The sequence below is a fragment of the bacterium genome, from assembly GCA_035454885.1.
Classification (GTDB): domain Bacteria; phylum UBA10199; class UBA10199; order JACPAL01.
The window spans coordinates 37,609-57,569 of record DATIGE010000056.1 but is presented as its reverse complement, the minus strand read 5'-3'; the positions used below and the strand labels follow the sequence as shown (position 1 = coordinate 57,569).

22 protein-coding genes and 1 tRNA gene are annotated in these 19,961 nt (G+C 61.3%); 21 read left to right on the top strand and 2 right to left on the bottom strand.

Features of this window, described 5'->3' with window-relative positions:
* Positions 1–5 precede the first annotated feature (5 nt).
* The 8 genes from VLJ37_09840 (at position 6) to cutA (ending at position 6,815) form a co-directional block, all read left to right on the top strand.
* On the top strand, positions 6–992 hold the full coding sequence (locus tag VLJ37_09840) for a DUF2232 domain-containing protein (GenBank protein HSA59970.1): 987 nt from the start codon (positions 6–8) through the stop codon (positions 990–992).
* Between the two features lie 20 nt (positions 993–1,012).
* Positions 1,013–1,456 (top strand): 50S ribosomal protein L9, encoded by a 444-nt coding sequence (rplI, locus tag VLJ37_09835; protein HSA59969.1) that lies wholly within the window; start codon positions 1,013–1,015, stop codon positions 1,454–1,456.
* 3 nt (positions 1,457–1,459) lie between these two features.
* Positions 1,460–2,827 (top strand): replicative DNA helicase, encoded by a 1,368-nt coding sequence (dnaB, locus tag VLJ37_09830; protein HSA59968.1) that lies wholly within the window; start codon positions 1,460–1,462, stop codon positions 2,825–2,827.
* 3 nt (positions 2,828–2,830) lie between these two features.
* Positions 2,831–3,433 carry an XTP/dITP diphosphatase gene (locus VLJ37_09825; GenBank protein ID HSA59967.1) on the top strand — a complete coding sequence of 201 codons (603 nt, stop codon included), beginning with the start codon at positions 2,831–2,833 and terminating at the stop codon, positions 3,431–3,433.
* 68 nt (positions 3,434–3,501) lie between these two features.
* Positions 3,502–5,967: an acyl-CoA dehydrogenase gene (locus tag VLJ37_09820; protein ID HSA59966.1), complete on the top strand. Its 2,466-nt coding sequence runs from the start codon at positions 3,502–3,504 to the stop codon at positions 5,965–5,967.
* A gap of 121 nt (positions 5,968–6,088) precedes the next feature.
* Positions 6,089–6,162: transfer RNA gene (locus VLJ37_09815), tRNA-Pro, on the top strand.
* Between the two features lie 34 nt (positions 6,163–6,196).
* On the top strand, positions 6,197–6,511 hold the full coding sequence (locus tag VLJ37_09810) for a Rieske 2Fe-2S domain-containing protein (GenBank protein HSA59965.1): 315 nt from the start codon (positions 6,197–6,199) through the stop codon (positions 6,509–6,511).
* On the top strand, positions 6,504–6,815 hold the full coding sequence (cutA, locus tag VLJ37_09805; protein ID HSA59964.1) for a divalent-cation tolerance protein CutA: 312 nt from the start codon (positions 6,504–6,506) through the stop codon (positions 6,813–6,815). Before VLJ37_09810 ends, cutA begins: the two co-directional genes overlap by 8 nt.
* Here the strand turns inward: cutA and VLJ37_09800 are convergent.
* Positions 6,812–7,279, bottom strand: coding sequence for a DUF4149 domain-containing protein (locus tag VLJ37_09800; GenBank protein HSA59963.1), 468 nt, complete (start codon positions 7,277–7,279; stop codon positions 6,812–6,814). The genes cutA and VLJ37_09800 overlap by 4 nt on opposite strands.
* Positions 7,280–7,360: 81 nt before the next feature.
* Here VLJ37_09800 and VLJ37_09795 point away from each other — a divergent pair, with 81 nt between their 5' ends.
* Together VLJ37_09795 and VLJ37_09790 are read left to right on the top strand one after the other, a co-directional pair.
* Positions 7,361–7,726, top strand: a complete 366-nt coding sequence (locus tag VLJ37_09795; GenBank protein HSA59962.1) for a response regulator — start codon at positions 7,361–7,363, stop codon at positions 7,724–7,726.
* A 1-nt stretch (position 7,727) separates the two neighbouring features.
* Positions 7,728–8,159 carry a response regulator gene (locus tag VLJ37_09790; protein ID HSA59961.1) on the top strand — a complete coding sequence of 144 codons (432 nt, stop codon included), beginning with the start codon at positions 7,728–7,730 and terminating at the stop codon, positions 8,157–8,159.
* On the opposite strand, the gene VLJ37_09785 is transcribed toward VLJ37_09790, so the two are convergent.
* Positions 8,101–9,720, bottom strand: a complete 1,620-nt coding sequence (locus VLJ37_09785) for an MASE1 domain-containing protein (protein ID HSA59960.1) — start codon at positions 9,718–9,720, stop codon at positions 8,101–8,103. The two genes, VLJ37_09790 and VLJ37_09785, sit on opposite strands and share 59 nt — an antisense overlap.
* 178 nt (positions 9,721–9,898) lie before the next feature.
* Here VLJ37_09785 and VLJ37_09780 point away from each other — a divergent pair, with 178 nt between their 5' ends.
* From VLJ37_09780 to VLJ37_09730, 11 genes are all read left to right on the top strand, one after another.
* The gene (locus VLJ37_09780) at positions 9,899–10,507 is read left to right on the top strand and encodes a M23 family metallopeptidase (GenBank protein ID HSA59959.1); all 609 of its coding nucleotides are present in this window, start codon (positions 9,899–9,901) and stop codon (positions 10,505–10,507) included.
* Positions 10,508–10,529: 22 nt separating this feature from the next.
* On the top strand, positions 10,530–11,714 hold the full coding sequence (locus tag VLJ37_09775; GenBank protein ID HSA59958.1) for a glutamate--cysteine ligase: 1,185 nt from the start codon (positions 10,530–10,532) through the stop codon (positions 11,712–11,714).
* 41 nt (positions 11,715–11,755) lie between these two features.
* Positions 11,756–15,265 carry a sigma 54-interacting transcriptional regulator gene (locus VLJ37_09770; protein ID HSA59957.1) on the top strand — a complete coding sequence of 1,170 codons (3,510 nt, stop codon included), beginning with the start codon at positions 11,756–11,758 and terminating at the stop codon, positions 15,263–15,265.
* Between the two features lie 137 nt (positions 15,266–15,402).
* The gene (locus tag VLJ37_09765; GenBank protein ID HSA59956.1) at positions 15,403–16,089 is read left to right on the top strand and encodes an OmpA family protein; all 687 of its coding nucleotides are present in this window, start codon (positions 15,403–15,405) and stop codon (positions 16,087–16,089) included.
* A 32-nt stretch (positions 16,090–16,121) separates the two neighbouring features.
* Positions 16,122–16,598 carry a hypothetical protein gene (locus VLJ37_09760; protein HSA59955.1) on the top strand — a complete coding sequence of 159 codons (477 nt, stop codon included), beginning with the start codon at positions 16,122–16,124 and terminating at the stop codon, positions 16,596–16,598.
* Between the two features lie 105 nt (positions 16,599–16,703).
* Positions 16,704–17,624, top strand: a complete 921-nt coding sequence (locus VLJ37_09755; protein HSA59954.1) for a DUF4382 domain-containing protein — start codon at positions 16,704–16,706, stop codon at positions 17,622–17,624.
* Entirely contained in the window at positions 17,621–18,121 is a 501-nt protein-coding gene (locus VLJ37_09750) for a hypothetical protein (protein ID HSA59953.1), read from the top strand. The genes VLJ37_09755 and VLJ37_09750 overlap by 4 nt, the downstream gene beginning before the upstream one ends.
* A 70-nt stretch (positions 18,122–18,191) precedes the next feature.
* Positions 18,192–18,521, top strand: a complete 330-nt coding sequence (locus VLJ37_09745) for a hypothetical protein (protein HSA59952.1) — start codon at positions 18,192–18,194, stop codon at positions 18,519–18,521.
* A 57-nt stretch (positions 18,522–18,578) separates the two neighbouring features.
* Positions 18,579–18,827 carry a hypothetical protein gene (locus VLJ37_09740; GenBank protein ID HSA59951.1) on the top strand — a complete coding sequence of 83 codons (249 nt, stop codon included), beginning with the start codon at positions 18,579–18,581 and terminating at the stop codon, positions 18,825–18,827.
* Complete coding sequence (locus tag VLJ37_09735) at positions 18,824–19,330, top strand: hypothetical protein (protein HSA59950.1); 507 nt, start codon at positions 18,824–18,826, stop codon at positions 19,328–19,330. Before VLJ37_09740 ends, VLJ37_09735 begins: the two co-directional genes overlap by 4 nt.
* Entirely contained in the window at positions 19,308–19,958 is a 651-nt protein-coding gene (locus tag VLJ37_09730) for an MBL fold metallo-hydrolase (GenBank protein ID HSA59949.1), read from the top strand. The genes VLJ37_09735 and VLJ37_09730 overlap by 23 nt, the downstream gene beginning before the upstream one ends.
* Positions 19,959–19,961: the final 3 nt, after the last annotated feature.

Sequence of the window (19,961 nt, the reverse complement as noted above, 5' to 3'; positions counted from 1 at the left end):
CCCGCATGTTCCTCGCCATCGCCCTTTCGACGGGACTCACGCTCGTCCTTTTTCTGACGGGCCTCTTGGTCGTCTTTACGCCGCTTCCCGTTGCCTTGGCGTTCATCCGCAAGGGGATGGGAGCGGCCCTCGTCGTCTCCGCCGTTTCGCTGGTGGCGCTGGTCGCCCTGTACCGTTTGCCCGGGGAGCCGCTGACGTTCCTGCCGATGATGGTTTTCCACCCTTCGGTGTCCCTCCGGGGCGTCCTGGCTTTGAGCGTCGCCTATCTCTCGTACTATCTCTGGCTGGGGTGGATTGCGGCCTATTCCTCGCGCCGGACCGGCCGCTGGTCGTCCCTGGAGCCGTCCGTCGCCTGGATGACGGTTCTGGGACTGGCCGTTCCCGTCGCCGGCCTTTTCGTGTTCGCCGTCACGGCCAAGATGGATCTTTGGCAGAACGTGGGGACGGGGCTTCAGGACCTGTTCCGCCGCATGATCGACCTGCAGCAGTCCGCCGGGTTGGGGGAGGAGGATGCCGCGTTCCTGAGGGCGTCGGCCCCGCTGGTCGTGACCCGTTTTCTCCAGGTCCTGCCGTCCCTCTGGATCGACCTGACGCTCGCTGTCTTGAGCCTGACCGTGCTTTTTCTGCGGCGCTGGACCCGTGAGGAGAGGCTTTTTCCCAACTGGCCCGACTTCGGCCTCTGGCGCCTGAAAGAAATATGGATCTGGGCCCCGATCGGAGCCGGAGCCGTCTACTTTTTGAATGTCTACGCGGTTGAGTCGCCTGTGTTGGGCATCATCGCACTGAATGCCCTCATCGTCTTGGCGGCCGTCTCTATTTTTCAAGGCCTTTCCGTCGCGTCTTTCTTTTTCCGGACCCGCCTCTCGCCTCTCATGAGGTTGGCCGGATACCTGATTTTCTTCATCTTTCTCCAAGTCGGTCTGGTTGTCCTCGCGGCGGTCGGAGTTTCGGATTTTTGGTTTGATTTTCGAAAGTTGAAAAAGGTAGCCTAACGCGTTTTTTGGAGGGTTCCATGCAGATCATTCTTCGTGAAGATATTCCGTCGCTGGGCCGCGCGGGGGACGTGGTCAAGGTCTCGGAAGGTTACGGCCGCAATTTCCTCTTGCCCCGAAAAAAGGCGATCATCGCGACGCCGGGGAGCTTGAAGAAACTGGAGCAGGAGAAGCAGGTCATCGAGGCCAAGCGCGAGAAGGCGAAAAAGGAGGCTGAGGATCAGGCACAGAAGATCGCCGCCTTGACGGTGACGCTGGAGAAGCAGGCCGGAGAGGAAGACAAGATTTTCGGCTCGGTTTCGACGCGGGACATCGCCGCCGCCTTGGAAGCCCAGGGGATCAAGCTCGACCGCCGCCTCATCCGCATCAAGGAACCTCTCCGCAACGTCGGGGAGTACACCGTCGAGATCCATCTCCAGCACGAGGTGGTGGCCCCCCTGAAGATCACGGTCGTCAAAAAATAAGCCATGGAAGCCACGAAGGTAGAATCCATCGCGAGCCGGCTGCCGCCACAAAGCCTGGAGGCGGAGCAATCCGTCCTGGGCGGGATCATGATCGAGAACGACGCGATCAACCGCGTCATCGAGTTCGTGGAGCCGGACGATTTCTACCGGGAATCCCACCGCCGGATTTTCCGGGCGATGCTGGAGCTTTCCGAGCGCGGGGAGCCGATCGACCTGATCACGCTCACCAACACCCTCAAAGGGAGGGGCGACCTCGAGGACGTCGGCGGCTCGGCCTACCTCTCGCTCCTCGTGGACGGCATTCCGACCGCGGCCCACTCGGCCAGCTACGCCAAGATCATCCGTGAGAAGGCCATTTTGAGGCGCCTGATCCAGGGGGCCACCGAAATCGTGGCGCGCGGCTACGAGGCGAACGAAGACGTCGAGCAGTTTCTCGACCAGTCCGAAAAGATCGTCTTCGACATCGCTCAAAGACGCATCAAGCAGGGCTTCTTCCCCATGAAGGACATCGTCAAGCAGAGCTTCAAGACGATCGAAATGCTCTTCGAGCGCAAGGAGATGGTGACCGGCGTTCCGACGGGCTTTTTGGAGCTCGACCGCCTGACGGCGGGATTGCAGCCCTCGGATCTGATCATCGTCGCGGGCCGTCCCAGCATGGGAAAGACCGCCTTCGCCCTCTGCATCGCGGCGCACGCCGCTTTGCAGCGAAAGATCCCCTCCGCGATCTTCTCGCTCGAAATGTCCAAGGAACAGCTCGCCCAGCGCATGCTGTGCATGGAGGCGCGGATCGATTCGTCCAAGATCCGGGGCGGATTTCTTTCCGAGTCGGACTGGCCGCGCCTCACGCAGGCCTGCGGGGATCTCTCCGACGCGCCGATCTTCGTGGACGACACCCCCGCCATGAATATTTTGGAAATGCGCGCCAAGGCGCGGCGTCTCCAGAAGGAGAAAGGGTTGGGCCTGATCGTCGTCGACTACCTTCAGCTCATGCGGGGCATCACCTCCATGGACAGCCGCGAGCGCGAGATCTCCGAGATCTCCCGGTCGCTCAAGGCCCTGGCCAAAGAGCTCAACATCCCCATCATCGCTCTCTCGCAGTTGAACCGCATGGTCGAGAACCGGAAACCCCCCAAGCCCATCCTGGCCGACCTCCGCGAGTCGGGCGCCATCGAGCAGGACGCCGACGTGATCATGTTTCTTTTCCGGGAAGAAGTTTACGACCGCGACACCGTCAACAAGGGCATCGCCGAGGTCATCATCGGCAAGCAGCGCAACGGGCCCATCGGCGACGTCCGCCTGGCCTTCCTGGGTCCGTTTACGCGGTTCGAGAATCTCGCCCGCGATTTCGAAGCCACCCCGCCCCCGTACTGACCCATGGAAGACCTCCTGGTCGCCACGACCAACCAGGGCAAATTCGTCGAGATCTCCGCATTTTTCAAAGGACTCCCGTTCCGGCTCCAATCTTTGCGTGATTTGTCCGGCGCCCCTTCGGTCATGGAAGACGGGGAGACCTTCTTGGAGAACGCCCGCAAGAAGGCCCATGCGCTGGCCCGTTGGTCGGGCCGGCGGACATTGGCGGATGACAGCGGGATTGTTGTCGAAGTCTTGGGGGGCCGCCCCGGAGTGCATTCCGCCCGTTACGCCGGTGAGACCGCCACGGATGAGGATAACCGGCGAAAGCTGTTGGCGGAGTTGGAGGGTGTTCCGGAAGGGAAGAGGGGAGCGGCCTTCGTCTGCGTGTTGGTGTTGGCCCATCCCGATGGACGGGAGCTCGTCGCGGAAGGCCGCGTGGAAGGCCGGATCACGACCGTTCCCCGTGGGTCGGGCGGGTTCGGCTACGACCCCCTTTTTTTCGTCCCGTCGCTGGGCAAGACGACGGCCGAACTTGGCCTCCAGGAAAAAAATGGGATCAGCCATCGGGGACGCGCCCTTCGACTCCTGAAGGATCGTTTGCAGTCGGCAAGTTTCAAGAAATGAATAGATATCCATGCCTGAGCCCGATAATCTGGGTCACCTGACGCTTTCCCGATCCTAGGGGGTTTCTCATGGGTTCCTACTTGGGCTGGTTTCTTGGACCGCAGCTCACCTGGTGGATCGTCGGGTCCATCCTTCTCGTTCTTGTGCTCGGGTATACCGGATCGCCGCTTCTGATTTGGACCCTGGCCCTGGCGGCGATGCTCATTGGTTTTGGCGCGCCCCTTCCGGTTCTCTACGGCCTTCTCGCACTGGCCGTGGTCTTCAACGTGAGGCCGTTGCGGAGGATACTCGTGACAAGCGGCATCATGAAGCTGATGAAGGGTTTCATGCCGAAGATCTCCGAGACCGAACGAACGGCGCTGGAGGCCGGCGTCGTCTGGATCGAAAAGGACCTCTTTTCCGGCAAGCCGAACTTCAAAGGCATTCTGAAGGAGCCCTATCCCGAGCTGACGGCGGAGGAAAAAGCGTTTCTGGATGGCCCGGTCGAAAAGGTTTGTGCGGTGACGGACGATTGGAGGGTCTATCAGGAGCGCCAACTTCCGCCGGAAGCCTGGGATCTTTTGAAGAAGGAGCGGTTCTTCGGGATGGTGATTCCGAAAGAGTACGGGGGGCTTGGTTTCTCGGCATTGGCTCACAGCGCGGTCTTGCAAAAATTGGGGAGCCGCTGCGTGCCGCTCTGTGTGACGGCCATGGTGCCCAATTCCCTCGGGCCCGCCGAGTTACTGATTCATTACGGCACCGAGCCGCAGAAGAAGAAATACCTGCCGAGGCTCGCCACCGGCGACGAGATTCCCTGCTTCGCTCTCACGGAGCCCATGGCGGGCAGCGACGCGGGGTCGATCACGTCCAGCGGCGTCCTTTTTAAGGGAGACGATGGCAGGCTCTACCTGAGGCTCAACTGGAACAAGCGATGGATCACGCTCGCCGCCATCTCCACGGTCTTGGGCCTCGCCTTCCGGCTCAAGGACCCCGACAATCTCCTGGGCAAGGGGGAGGAGGAAGTGGGGATTACCTGCGCCCTCATTCCCTCGAAGACCAAGGGCGTCGTCCTAGGCCGGCGGCACGATCCCCTGGGCGTGCCGTTTTACAACTGTCCCACCCAGGGCCACGACGTGATTGTCCCGGCCGAGGAGGCCATCATCGGCGGCCTGGAATGGGCCGGGCGCGGCTGGCAGATGCTCATGGAATCGCTCGCCGCGGGGCGCGGTATTTCCCTTCCGGCTCAGTCGGCCGGCGCGGCGAAGCTCACCGCGCGCGTCGCGAGCGCCCACGCGAGCATCCGCAAGCAGTTCGGCGTGCCGATCGGTTCGTTCGAAGGAATCGAGGAGCCTTTGTCCCGGATCGGCGGTTACAACTACCTGATCGAGGCGGTGCGCCGCTTTACCTGCGGGGCGATCGACCAGGGCATCAAGCCTCCGGTCATCACCGCCATGGCCAAGTACAATACGACGGAACTCGCGCGAAGCATTTGGAACGACGGCATGGACATCCTCGGCGGCGCGGGCATCTCGCGCGGACCCCGGAATCTTCTGGCCCACGGGTACATGGGCTCTCCGATCGCCATCACCGTCGAGGGCGCAAACATCATGACCCGCACCTTGATCATCTTCGGGCAGGGTGCGATGCGCGCGCATCCCTTCGCATTTCGCGAGGTGGCCGCCATCGAAAAGGGAGATCTCGCCGACTTCGACCGGGCCCTGTGGGGCCATGTCGGCCACGTGGTTCGGAACCTCTGCCGCGCGGCTCTCTTGAGCGCGACCCGCGGCGGGCTCGCCGGCTCCCCCGTGGGCGGCCCCGTCTCCCAATATTATCGCAAGATCGCGTGGATCTCGGCCTCCTTTGCCGTCATGGCGGATGTCGCGATGGGCATGCTGGGAGGGACGCTCAAATTCCGCGAAAAAATCACCGGACGCTACGCGGACATTCTTTCGTGGATGTACATGGGAACCTGCGTCCTCCGCCGCTTCGAGGCGGAAGGGAGCCGCAAGGAGGACCTGCCGTTCGTCCATTTCTGTCTCCAGCAGGCGCTGGCCAAGATTCAGCGTGCGTTTGACGGCATCTTTGAAAACATCGGGGGTCCCTTGGGGCTGGGTTGGTTTTTTCGCACGGTCGTCCGCGCCTGGTCGCATGTGAACGCCCTGGAGGACGAGCCGGCCGACCACGTGACCCGCGAGATCGCGCGCCTCATCCAGACCGACGGCGAGCAACGCCTCCGGATGACGGAAGGCATCTACGTTCCCAAGCGGGAGGGCGAGGCCCTGAAGCGGCTGGAGGACACCTTCAAGGTCGTCAAGGTGGCGGAGGGCACCGAGAAGAAGATCCGCAAGGCGATCAAAGAGAAGAAACTGCCCAAGGTCAAGGGACCGAAGTTGGTGGAGGAGGCCCTCAAGGCGAAGGTGATCACGGAGGCCGAGGCCGAGAACTTGAAAAAGGCCGACGAGATGCGGCTGGACGCCATCACGGTCGACGACTTCTCGCAGGACGAGTATCTGGGAAAGGTTTCCGTCAAGACCGCAAAGACAGCGAACGCCTGACGCAAGAATTGACCCGTTCAGCCTTCTGCTGTTACCTTCCATGACATTCGGGGCGTCCCTCTCCCTGTAGAAGATTGATGGTAGGGACTGTCCCGATCATTTATAGTTTTCTCTGAAGGTACGGGGCGTAGCTCAACCTGGTAGAGCACCTGCTTTGGGAGCAGGGGGTTGCTGGTTCAAATCCAGTCGCCCCGACAAACGAGTTCGATAATTCGATAAGGAGAAATCCATGTCCAAAGTCGTCAAAGTCGCCCCGGCCTCGGAAATCACTCCGAAGCAGGCCAAGATCATCGAGGTCGACGGAGCCCAAATCGCCGTCTTCAACGTGGACGGCTCGTTCTTCGCCATCAACAATGTCTGCCCGCACCGCGGCGGGCCTTTGGGGGAGGGGGACGTCGAGGGAACGGTCGTGACCTGTCCCTGGCACGGCTGGCAGTTTGACGTGAAGACGGGGCAGAATCCGGTCAACCCCGCGGCGAAAGTCAAGACGTTCGCCTGCAAGGTGGAAGGCCCCGACGTCTGCGTCGAGGTCATGGATGCCTAAGTGCGTGGTGTGCCTGACGACGGTTGCCAAGAGAAAAGACGCCGAGCGGATCGCTCGCCATCTGGTCGCCGGGAAATTCGCCGCGTGCGTGAACGTCATTCCGGGGATCGTCTCCCATTACCGCTGGAAAGGTAAAGTTTGTCGCGCCGCGGAGCTTCTGCTCGTCATGAAAACGGCGGCCTTCAAGGCGAAACAACTCGAAATGCAGATTCAGGCCATCCATCCTTACGATCTGCCCGAATTCGTCGTGCTCCCGATCGTTGGCGGCTCGCCTCGCTATTTGAAATGGATCCTGGAAAGCTAGATCTGAAGTCTTCTCGCCGTCAGAAAAATCACGATCAATCCCAGCAACAGGACGATCCCGTTGTTGATCACCGACCAGCGATGGATGCGGTCGAAGACTTCCTTGATGTGGACGAGCTCGGTCTGGCTCTGCGTGATCTGCATCTCCTCTTTGAGCGCGCGCGCCTTGGGGTGGGTGATGAGGCCGTTGGTGACGGTCAGAAAGACCATCACCGCGATCAGGAGAAGCTTGGCCCACGACCAGGTGCCCGTCTTGAACCCAGAGACCAGGAGGCAGGCGAAGGCGACGAGGCCGCAGATCCAGCCCAAGGGGTAGTATTTCGGAAAGATCGCCGAAACGGCCTTGCCGGCGAATTCCGGCGGCAGACTGTGAAAGATCGACGGGGCGCCGATGAACGAGAAGAAGATGATGCCGCCGATCCAGGCGACGAGGGAGATGAGGAAGACGGCGGAAACAATGGTCATAGGGCCCGCGTATCACGAACGAAATTTTCTGTCGAGTCTGGCGGGTTGAACTTTGCCGGTCGAGGGGAGTAGAATGCGTCGATGAAACTCATGATCATCGATGACGAGCCGGACGTCGCGCACTTGGCGGCGCGCCGTATCCGCTCGTGGGGGCATGACGTTGTCTGCCTCTATGAAGGAGAAGGGGCGGTCGAGGCGGTTCGGAGAGAAAGGCCGGCCTTGATCCTCCTGGATATCCGTTTGTCCGGCCTGTCCGGTATCGATGTTTACCGGGGGATTCGCGAGGAAGAATCACTGAAGTCGACTCCGATCGTTTTTTTCTCCGCCCATGGATCTCAGGAGGAGTACTGTTTGAATCAACTGGGAGCGCAAGGATTTATCCGCAAACCCTATGACCCCGAGGAGTTTCGTGAAACCATCACGAACTTGCTCGGGAAAGGAGGATGAGATGACGACACCCAACCAACAGATCCTCATCGTCGAGGATGATCAGGACATGCAGGACCTTCTCGCGAAGAAGCTTAATGCCGGCGGCTATTCCTGCATTTCGGCATTGACGGTTGAGGACGCCTTGAAGGCGCTTCGAAAAGAAAGGCCCAATCTGGTCATCTTGGATTTAGGTCTGCCGGACGCCAGCGGGACGGCCTTTTTACGGAACGCCAAGAATTGGCTGCCTCCGGGGGTCAAGGTGCCTCCCGTGATCGTTCTGAGCGGACATGGCGACAGGGAAGTGGTGGATTACGCCATCGGCGAGGGAGCCGTGAGATTCCTGACGAAGCCCCTCGATTCCGAGATGCTGCTGATGGCGGTCGGCGACTGCCTTATGTCAGAGGGACGGCCTTCTTCTTCACGGGAAGGGAGTCCGGAAAGGCGACCGTGAGGCGGCTTCCCCGGCCGTGCCGGCTGTCGACCAGGATCCGGCCCTTGTGTTGGCCGACGATCAGACGGCAGACGGCAAGCCCGACTCCGGATCCGCGTCTTTTGATTTTTCCGGAAGCCTGACCAAACATCTCGAAGATCTTTTCCTGGTCTTCCTCCTTGATCCCGATCCCTGTGTCTTTCACGTCGATAAGAACGTGGCGGTCGGACGAACGGAGACCCGCGACGATCGTTCCGCCCTTGTCCGTAAACTTGACGGCGTTGTCGAGCAAGTTGATGACCACCTGTTTGATCTTATCGGGATCACAGACCGCGAACAGCGGCTCGGAAGGGAGATCCAGGCTAAAGGAGATCCCCTTGTTTTGCATGGCGAGCTTCATCAGGTCACAAGTTTCTCGGATCAGCTGGGACATATTCGTCCTTTCGAAGAAGACGTCCATCTTGCCGGATTCCAATTTGGAGTAGTCGAGGACGTTGTTGATGAGGCGAGTCAGCCGCACGACGTTGTTCCTGGCGATGCCGAGCGTCTTCCGCTGATCTTCGGTGACGGGGCCGTCGATTCCGTCCAAAACGACCTCGATACCCGCCTTGATGGAGCTTAAGGGTGTTCGGAGCTCGTGGGAGACCATCGAGGCGAACTCGGATTTGACCTCCTCGCCGCGCTTCCGTTCGGAAATCGACGCGGCGAGGGGGAGAGCGGTCAGGACGGCCACCGCCAGGAAGAGTTGCAGGAACAGAAGATCTTCATAATGCGTCCGGCCGGCGAAGGGGCCAAACCCCTGCAGGGTTCCCCAGACCGCGAAGGCGGAAACGGTGAGCGTCGCCGCCGTGGCCCCCTTCGGCCCGAAACGGATGGCCATCCAGATCAGCAGGGGAAAAATATAGGAACGGAGATGGGACGCCAGGTGAGCGTCCAGCCACCCTGCGAAAATGCCTTGCGCGGCCGCGATCAGAAGCGCGAAGAGACCGATCACCTCAAGGACCTTCCAGGGCGCCTTCCACACGGTGGTGAGGAAATGGGGGACGTCGCTCCAGGTCATCAGGAAGGGCGTCAGGACCAAGATGCCCAGCATGTCCCCGACCCACCATTCGAACCACAGGGAGGAGTAGGACGCCCAAGAGGCGCTGCCTTCCAGGCAAAGGCTCGTGACGCCGATCGTGGCCGCGGCCGTGGTGCTCACGAGCCCCCCCAAGACGATGAGCCCCAGGACGTCGCGCAGGCGTTCCATCGCATTTTGAAACCCGAGGACTTTCCGGAGCAGAAAGGCCCCCAAGAGCGCCTCGATCGTGTTGCCGCAGGCGATGGCCAGTACCGCCGGCCATTGCAGGCTGGTGAGGGTATTGACCAGGAATGCGCCGAGGAAAACGCCGGGCGCGAGGCGATAGCCCCCCAAGAGGAGGGCCGCCAGGGCCAAGCCGGCCGGGGGCCAGACGAACGTGACGTTCGCATGCTGGGCCGCGACCGACAGGCCGAGCCTTCCGGCAATCAAATAACAGACGGCTATGGCCGCCGTCGCCGCCGCCATTTTCCAGGTTCGATGGGACTTGGTCTTTTCTTCCATGACGCGTCCGGCCAAGAGCCTACCACAACTCGCTCAAAACGTGACACCTCCGTCACGCCTCCTTACGGTCACGACCGCTTCCAAGGTCAAAGAACCGAATAATTCCAGATAGGATCGATGTTCTTCCTCTTGGCCGCCCAATTGCTCTATTGCTCTGATGTCCAAAAGGGAGGACCCCATGCCCGGACTCCGGCTCATCGCGGTCGTTTTGTTGGCGATCGGGACGGTCGTCGTGCCGCGTTTCGAACGCGAGAAAGGAACGGCCTTCGCCGAATACGTCCAAGACGCCCGGGGAGGGGGGGATGAGGTCCTATGTCCCGTCCTGAAATTCGGCGGCGACGACCTTGTCTGCTCTCCGGACCAGCGTTCTGGCTTTTTGGCCGTCGCCTCGGAGGCCATTTGGCCTCTGCCCGGGAGGGTGACGAGCGGTTTCGGAAACCGGCGATCGCCGTTTTACCGTGCGACGGATTTTCACGAGGGGATCGACATCGCGGCGCGGAGAGGCATGCCGATCCGGGCGGTCGCGGACGGGATCGTCGCGTTCGCGGGATTTGAGCGCGGCTACGGCCGAAAAATCGCGATCGACCACGGATTCGGGGCGTCCTCGGTCTACGGGCATGCCTCGAAACTTTTCGTTCGCGAAGGTCAGTGGGTCCAAAAGGGGGACGTGATCGGCCTCGTCGGCAGCTCGGGCGCGGCGACCGGGCCGCACCTTCATTACGAGCTACGTCTGGCCCGCGTCCCCTTCGACCCGCGGGCTCTGTACCAGGGCCGTTTCCCATTATGACGGTCTTTGAGAGGGAGCGTCCATGTCTCTCGAATTTCAGGGATGCGTGAAGCCGACGCTGGGCGTGGAGGTCGAGGTCCAGCTGATCGATCGTACGAGCAAGGACCTGGCCGCCGCCGCGGAAGCGGTCCTCAAGCGCGCCGAGGGCGTCGAGGATCTGTGCCTGAAGTCGGAATTGACGGTCGCCATGGTGGAGATCAATACGAAGATCTGCGCGAACGTGCGGGAGGTGGCGGAGGATCTGTCCCGGCAGATGGACCGGCTCCGGGGGATCGCGAACTCCCAGGGATTGAAGATCGCTGTCTCTGGGACGCATCCGTTCCAGGATTGGCGGGAGCGGAGGATCTTTCCGGATCAGAGGCACACGCATCTTCTGGAAAAATTCCAGTGGCTGGCGCGCCGCTGGACGACCTTCGGGCTTCACGTGCACGTCGGGGTGAAGAACGGCGAGCGGGCGATCGCCATCCTGAACGCGCTGATTCCGTACATCCCCCATCTCTTGGCGCTGTCGGCGAGTTCCCCGTTCTGGGGAGGGACCGACACGGGGCTCGCCTCCTGCCGGGCGGCCGTGACCGAGTCGTTCCCGACCGGCGGCCTGCCGTATTTTCTGCCGGGATGGAAGGAGTTCGAAAAATTTTTCGAGACGCTTCAGGCCACGGGCGCGATCGGCTCCATCAAGGATCTCTATTGGGACATCCGACCTCACTATGACTTTGGAACCATCGAGGTCCGCGTCTTCGACGGCATCCCGACGTTGCATGAAACGCTCGCCCTCGTGGCCCTCGTGCAGTGCCTGGTCGTTTGGATCGACGATCAACTCGAAAAGGGGGGGCGGACGGGTCAGATCCGGATGCAGCGCTACTGGACGGCGCCGGAAAACAAATGGCAGGCGGCCCGCTACGGATTGGAGGGACATATCATCCTCCGGGAAGGGGAGGACCGGCGGCCGATCAAGGAGGAGATCGAGAAGCTCTTGGAGATCTTGAAGCCAGCGGCGGCGACGCTTAACTGCGCCGAAGAGCTTTCATGGGTGAGGGACATCCTTCGGTCGGGTTCGAGCGCGGACCGCCAGCGGCGCATCTTCGCCGAGACCCGGTCCTTGAAGGCCGTGGTCGACGCCTTGATTGCGGAGCTTCAGGAAAATCGCACGATCGAGGAATCGGTCTTCGGGAGTCCCCCCTTACGATTATTGCCCATCCTTCCTTAAATCTGATAGAATGCATCGCGTCATGAGAGAGGTCTCTTTTCGTGGGTACTCTCCTGGGCGACAGATTTGAGATCCTGAAGGAGCTCGGAAGGGGCTCTCGGGGGATCGTCTACCTCGCGTCGGACCGCGAGAGGGGCCGGGAAGTCGCCCTCAAGGTCTTCCCTTTTTCCCACCACCCATCCGGACTCGCCGACGAATTCCGCAACGAGTTCTCCATCCTGTCCCGCCTTCACAATCCGTCCCTGGCGGAGATCTATGAGATCGGATTCGATCCCGACGGCAAGAGTTTCTTCCTCGCCGAGGAGTATTTCGAGGGGGAACCGCTGTCCCGATGGTCGGGAAGGCTGAGTTTCCAAAGGCTCGCCGCCATCGCCGCCCAAGTTTGTCAGGTCCTGCAGTTTCTCCACCAGCAAGGGATCTTTCACGGGGATCTGAAACCGAGCAACATTCTGATCAATGAAAAGGCGGAAAACGGTTTCAAGCTGGTCGATTTCGGGCTCGCGCGGCGGGCCATTGCGGTCTCTGAAGCCCCTGAATCCGAAGGAGCGGCGGGCCAGCCGGGAACGGTCTCGGGGACCCTCCCGTACATGGCCCCCGAGCTCTTCATGGGCGCGCCGGTGGACGGCCGTTCGGACCTCTACTCCCTCGGAGCGACCCTCTATGAACTGGTGAGCGGGCATCCTCCTTTCGAGGGCCGGGATGCACCGACCCTCGTGGAGCAGCACCTGTTTGTGATGCCGATGAACCCGGTTCCAGAGGGATCCGCGATGCCCAAGGAGTTCGGCTTTCTGATCCTTCGGCTTCTGAACAAGGACCCCGCGGACCGGTTCGAGGAGGCGAACGACGTCATCCGCGCCCTGAATCTCCAGTTTCACTTCAATTTTCCCTTGGGTCCCGAGAAGCCGGTCCTGACGCCGGCCCAGGCCGAGGAGCTTCAAAAGAAGCACGTGGAGCGGCTTTACGAATGGGCAGTTCGTTTCTACAAGGACCGCGACGACGCGGAATCCCGGCGGCTCCTGGCCGAGATCTACCACCGTCAGGGGAACTGGGATGAGGCCGAAAACCTGCTCCAAGGCCTCACCGGTCAGCGGGTCCAGCTCCTTTTGCTTCAGATCGGTTTGAAAAAGGGCCGCTTCGAGTGGGTGCGCGAGGAAGGAACGCGGCTGGCCCAAGGGCCCCAAGCGTCCATCGACGGGGCCCAAAGGGGCCTTCTCCTCAACACCCTCGGCGAGGCCCTCTACTACCTGGGACAGTACGCCGACTCGGAGGAGGCCTTTCGCGAGGCCTTGTCTTCCTTCGAAAAATTCCAGGACAAGGCCTCCCGTGCCTCGCTCTTGAACAACCTGGGCAATCTGAAGATCCGCGACGGCAAATGGGAGGAGGCCAAGGCCTTCTACGAGGAGAGCGTCGCCTTGAGCCGCGGGAGGGGAGACGTTCTGAGCGAGGGGTTGTATTTGATGAGCCTCGGATACGCGTATCATTTGAAGGAGAGATACGAGGAGGCCCTCTCCTACTATTCCCAGAGCGAGGCGATCCTCGAGGCGATCGGTTACCGGCCGGGCATCGCCAAGGTCAAAAGCAATCTCGCCAACCTCTTCATCGCCGCGGGGTCCCTGGAAAAGGGGGAGGAGAAGCTCCGGCAATCCGAGGAGATCGCGATCGAAAAAGGGGACCGGTTTCTCATCGCCTACGGACGCCTCCTCTCGGGGGACCTTTTGAAGAAGAAGGGAAGTCTCCCGGAGGCCCTCGCGGCCTACCGCGAAGGGAAGAGGCTGTTCCATGATTTGAAGAGCCCCCACGAGGAGTCCATCGCCGAGCGAAACCTCGCGGAAATGGAGGATGCCCTGAAGGCCGCGAAAGAGCCCGCGAAGGAAGCAACCCCATTGGAGGCTGCGGCCCCGGCCCCCCGGGAGAAGGCGGAACCCGCTCCCCCGTTTCTGAAGCGCGTCTTGGCGATCAACCGGAGGATCAGTCTTCTGCAGGATGTCGACGAGATCCTGGAAGTCATCATGGACGCGATGGTCGAGTTGACCGGGGCCGAGCGGGGTTTTCTGATCCTCCGCGAGGGCGGACAAAACGTCGTGAAGGCGACGCGGGACGCCGAACCCGGCGCGGAAGGGGAGCACGGGAGTTTTTCGAGCTCCCTGGTCAACCGCGTCCTGAAGACCGGGGAGCCGGCGATCACGATCGACGCCATGACCGACGAGCGGTTCTCCCATTCGCTTTCCATCCACGACTTGAAGCTCCGATCGATCGTCTGCATTCCGTTCCGCGTACGTGATGCCGTGATCGGCGCCGTGTACCTCGACAACAGGCACCAGCGGGGGGCCTTCACCGAGGCCGACATGGAGCTCCTGCAGGCCTTCGCCGACCAGACCGCCATCGCCATCGCCAATGCCTGGGCCTTCGAGGAATTGAAAAAGGGGGCGCTCGAGATCCGGAAATCTCAAGAGCTGCTCCAGCGCTCCAAAGAGGAGATCGAGGCGCTCAACCGGCAGCTCGAATCCACGTTGTCGGAAAAGGTCGTCGAACTCGACCGGACGCAGAAATCGTTGGCCGTCAAACAGGCCGCCTTGGAGCTCAAATACCGTTACGACGAGATCATCGGGCGTTCCCCGCCCATCATGGAGGTCCTGAAGCTCCTGGACCGCGTGACGGACAGCGACGTGTCCGTCTTTCTCCACGGCGAAAGCGGGACGGGGAAGGAGTTGATCGCCCGCGCGATCCACTTCAACGGGCCGCGCCGCAAGGGGCCGTTCATTCCGGTCAACTGCAGCGCGATTCCCGAGACGCTCCTGGAGGCCGAGCTCTTCGGCTATGCGAAAGGGGCCTTCACCGGCGCGGAACGGGACCGGGAAGGGCTCTTCGAGACGGCGAACGGCGGGACTCTCTTCCTGGACGAGATCGGCGACATGCCGCTCGCCATGCAGGCGAAGCTCCTCCGGGTCCTGGAGGACCGGCATATCCGTCCGCTCGGTTCGCAGAAGGTCGTGCAGGTGGACGTGCGGATCCTGACGGCCTCCAACCGGGACCTGAAGGACCTCGCGCGAGAGAAAAAGTTCCGTGAAGATCTCTTTTTTCGCGTTCACGGCGTGCGAATCACCCTGCCGCCTCTCCGGGCCCGGAAGGAGGATTTCCCTCTCTTGGTCGATCATTTCCTGGAAAAGTTCGCCAAGGATCACAAAGTCGCCAAGAAGACACTGACCCCGCGGGCCATGGACCTCCTGGCCGCGTATCCCTGGCCGGGCAACATCCGGGAGTTGGAGAGCGCCATCTTCAACGCCTGTCTTCTGTGCGCGGGGCGGAGCATCGGACCGGAAGAGCTGCGCCAGAAAGAGGAATTGTTCGGCGCCGGCGACGGAGAGGACGGGGGGGGACAGGAAGCGAAAGACCCCGAGTCCTTAAGCGGCATGCGCGCCGCGTTCGAGAAAAGGACCATCCGCCGCGCCTTGGAGGAATCCCGCGGCAACATCAGTCTCGCCGCCAAGAAACTGAAGGTCGCCCGCCCCCAGCTTTCGCGCCTGGTCAAGGCCTACGGGCTCAAGTCCTGAACGTAACGAAACATCCGTCCAGCCGTACTCATTCGTGACAGGCCCCCTTCCGGGTCCTCCTTGAAAACACGGAGTTTTCGTGCCTCGCCGGGATGGCATCCCGGTTGCAATCCCTTTGCACGTGGAAGGAGGGGCTTATGTTCCTCAAGATACTGAAAAAAACCGTGATTCATCTCATGTTGGCCGGCCCTCTCGGCCTTTTGACGATCCCCGGGGTCCTTGCCGGGGAGGACGCCACGTTCGTGCCGGTGCAGGACGAGCCCCCCGCCGCCTGCCGGGATCAGGCTCCATCCGAAGACGCCCGGTGTGCCCGTTGGTATTACCTGACGGAGAAGAACCGGCCCGACGCGTGGGACCACGATCGCCCGGCCTACAGCAAGAAGCAGCGCTGGTACCACGTCGGCAAGCCGGTTCCGCCGCCGAAGCCGCGGATTATCGTCTTGAAGGGCGTCAATTTCGACTTCGACAAGGCGGACATCCGTCCCGACGCCGAGCCGGTTTTGAGAAGCAATCTACCGGAGCTTCAAGCCCAGAACGTCCGCGTGCTGGTCGTCGGCCACACCGACGAGCGCGGCACGGACGAGTACAACCAACGGCTCTCCGAAAGACGGGCACAATCGGTGATGAATTGGTTCATCCAGAACGGCATTCCGGCGAGCCGCCTGTCGGCCGAGGGCCGCGGCGAATCCGAGCCGATCGCGGTGAACGAGCCCGTTGATGACGGCGGCGATACCCCCGAGGAGGACGCCTTCGCGGACCCCGGACGGGCCCTGAACCGCCGCATCGAGTTGCATATCCAGGACGTGGTTGTCACCAACCCGTAACCTGGGACCCATCATCGGGGGAAGGAGGCTTTATGTCGCGCAACCCATCTGTTGTGATTCTTGTCCTTCTGGTCGTCGCCGCGCTGTCCTTTCTGTCGGGTCCGGTCTCCGGCGATGAGAAGGACCGCGGTACGGTCAAAAAGCCGGACTACGTCGCCACCCCGCATCCGGAGGAAAGCCGCGCGCCGTCCGTCGACGACGTCCTGTCGCAATCCCCGAACCGGTCCCTGGCCGATGACCTCGACGGAAACGGTGTCGTCTCGCGCCTCGAATGGAAGGGCAAGCCGGCGGACTTCACCCGCCTGGACGCCAACGTGGACGGCGTGTTGAGCGAACGGGAACTGGATTCCTACGTCCAGATCGGCGTCGACCGGTTCGCAGAGCAGGATGCCGACCGCAACGGAGTCCTGACACGGAGCGAATGGAGGGATCGCATGCACTTTTTCCGGAAGCTCGACCGCGACAAGGACGGGATCCTGACGCGGAATGAATTCTATTTCGGGCCTTAGGAATCAAAAACACGGATGACTTCAAGGAGGTGCCGGATTTCATGGCGATGGTCCAGACGATCCGGGTCATGTAACGCTGTGCAAAGGGAACGAGGAGGATGATTTATGAAGACGTTCATTGTTTCTCTATTCTTGGTCATGGCGGCATTTGGCCTTTGGGGCTGCGATGGAGCGGGCGGAGAAGGCCGGCTTTCTGTGAGCCTTTCCTCAAATTCCGGCGGTTCAGGGGGGGGCTCGGCGGCCGCCTTGAACACGTCCTCCCCCGAGGTCGATCTTCAAACGGTCGAAGGGGTTTTCGTCACGATTGAAAGCGTGAAGGTGCATTTGGACGGCGAGGACGCCGATGAAGAAGGCGATGCCGATGAGGCGGATGATGGCGAGGAGGACGAAGGGGGATGGGTCACCGTGGCCTCCTTCGAGGAAGGAAAGACCGTCAATCTTCTCGATCTCCGGAATTGTATTTTCGAAAGATTGGGGGAGATCACGTTGCCGGCGGGCCGGAGCGTGTCCGAGATCAGGCTGGTCCTGATGGCGGAAGGGAATTTCATCCGGTTCGCGAGCGGAGAGGAGCAGGACGTCAAATTCCCGAGCGCCTATACCTCGGGTCTCAAGATCAAACTTCAGGGTGAAAACGCAGTCGTCAGTGAAAACGGGGAACTCCATATCGTCGTGAGGATCGACCTGGCTCATTCCCTGGTCTTTACCGGAAACGGAAAGATCCTTTTCAAGCCGGTCCTTCACGCGACGGTCGGAGGTCCGGACGCCGACTCCTTTATCAGCGGCCGGGTGACCAAGGCAGCGGACGATTCGGCCCTGGCCGGCGCTACCGTCACGGCTCATTCCGCCGAGGACGCTGAGGTCGAGAGTTCGGAGGAAACGGACACGGAGGGGAACTACGAGCTTTGCGTGGCCCCGGGTTCCTATGACGTCACGGCCTCGGAGGAGGGCTATCAGGACGCGACGGCCCGCGTCGATGTCGGCGGGGAGGAGACGGTGACTGCTGACTTTCATCTGGAGGCGTTATGAAAAGGATCCTTCTCTCTTCTTTCCTTGCGGTCCTTCTGACGGTCTGCGCGGCGCCGGCCCTGCAGGCCAAGTCGCCGTCGGCCTACGGGCCCAAGGGCAAGAGGTTCGGCGTGGGTCTTCACCTGGGCGAACCGACCGGTTTCACGCTCAAGGGATATTTGACCCAACGCTGGGCCTTGGACGGCATTTTCGCCTGGTCGTTCATCGATGACGCCCTGACGATCATCGGCGACGCGACCTTCGAAATTCTGGATATTCCCGTCGATACGAACGTCATCACGCTTCCGTTTTACGTGGGGGGCGGCGGCAAGGTCGCGATCAACGCGGGCGACGACGACCGGACGGAGGCCGCGATCCGCGTGCCCGTCGGTCTCGCCGTCCAGTGGGTGAATCATCCGGTCGAGGTATTCTTGGAGCTGGGCCCGGGCGTCAAGGTGGCCCCGGAGACCGAGTTCGATCTGACCGGAGGCATTGGTGTTCGTTACTACTTCTTCTAGCTTCCGCTACGAGCCGTAGCGAGAGCTGTCCCGCGGGAAGCGGGCTAGGGGATGACCCGGGAGGTGCTTTATGAAACGCTCGATATTCGAATCGATCCTGAGGGGAGGGGTCTTCTTCGTCGGCATCTTCTCGGCCGTTCTCGCCTCTCCGGCCCTTGACGCCTCCGGAAGCCAGCCGGACAGATCCCAAAAAGTCCTTTTCGACGTCCAGGGGATGAAGAACAGCCTCGACGCCGAGAAGATCCAAAAGGGTCTCAAGGGCCGGTTGGGCATCCTCTCGACCGAATGCGACCACGTCGGAGGCAAATGCAAGGTCGAGATCGATCCGACGAAGGTGAGGAAGGAGGATGTGGCGGTTGAGGTGAACAAGATGGGATTCCAGGCGTTCCTGGCACAATAATACGAGCCCAAGTTGACTTTGCCCGGGGGGTGTCCTAACTCCTCGGGCAAAGTCATTATGCGCGCCATCGCCCTGACCCTTTCGTTCCTCTCCCTTCTGACCCTGGCGCTCACGATGCGCGCGGGCCTCGTGGCCGCGCACGGCCAGAAATTCTTCGTCTCCCACCTTTATTGGTCGTTCGCGAGCATCGGGATCGTGGCGCTGACGCTCACCCTCTGCCTCATGTTCATTTTCAAGATGCACGGGATCATGCACGACCTGATCCGCCGCCTCGACGCGAAGGGTCCCATGGAGGACGGGCAGTGATCCACGTCTTGAGCTGGCTTCACGTGACGGGCGTGGCCATAAGCCTGGGGAGCAGCCTCTTTCTCGTTGGCGCGATGTTCCCCTCGCTCAAGTCGATCGAGGACCGGGCCCAGCGCATGAAGACGCTGGCGGCGGCGATTCAGTATTACCATCCCATCTTCCTCTTGGGCATCTGCACCGTCTTCATGTCCGGGGCCATGCGGCTGACCGACCTCAAGATCGGCTTCGGCCAATTCTACTATTCGTCGGTCGGCCACGTCCTCTTGTGGAAGTTCGGGCTCACCACGCTCATCTTCCTCATTGCCGGCGGCCAATGCTTCGGGATGGGGCTCAAGCTGCAACGAATGGCCAATGGGGTGATCGAGGGTACGCTTGAGCGGCAGGAGAGGCTGGCGAACGCGATTAAGAAGATGGCGGCCTACAATCTGATCCTCCTAGCCGTGACCATCTACTTCGGGCTCAAAATGATGCCGATTATTTATGGAAGCCCCGCTGTACATTAAACAGGTCGAGACCGGCCTGATGCAGAACTTCAACTACCTGATCGGCGACCCCTCGACGCACGAGTGCGCCTACGTGGACCCGGCCTGGGAGGTCGACCGGCTTCTCAACATCGCCAAGGTGGAGGGGTTCCGGATCACGAAGATCCTCCTCACCCACAACCACTTCGATCACATCGAAGGGGTCGAGGCCGTGGTCGCGGCCACCGGCGCCGAGGTGTACATCCACAAGGACGATGACCGGCCCCTCCAGAAGGGGACGGGAAGGCTGATCTCCCTGACCGACGGACAGGAACTGAAGGTCGGAAACCTGATCGTGACCGCCTTGAGCACGCCCGGTCACACGCCGGGATCGGCATGTTATCTCGTCAAGGCGCCGGGCGACCTGATCCCGCATCTGTTCACCGGGGATACGCTTTTTCAGGGGAATTGCGGGCGATCGGACCTGCCCGGGGGCGATCCCAAGGTGCTTTTCCAGAGCCTCTCGAAGCTCAAAGCGCTGGATCCGTCGACCAAGGTCTACCCGGGCCACGACTACGGCACCAAGCCGGTGACGACGATCGGCTACGAGAAGCTGCACAACCCGACGCTCAAGGTCAGGACCTATGCGGATTTTGACGTGATTCCGTAGGTG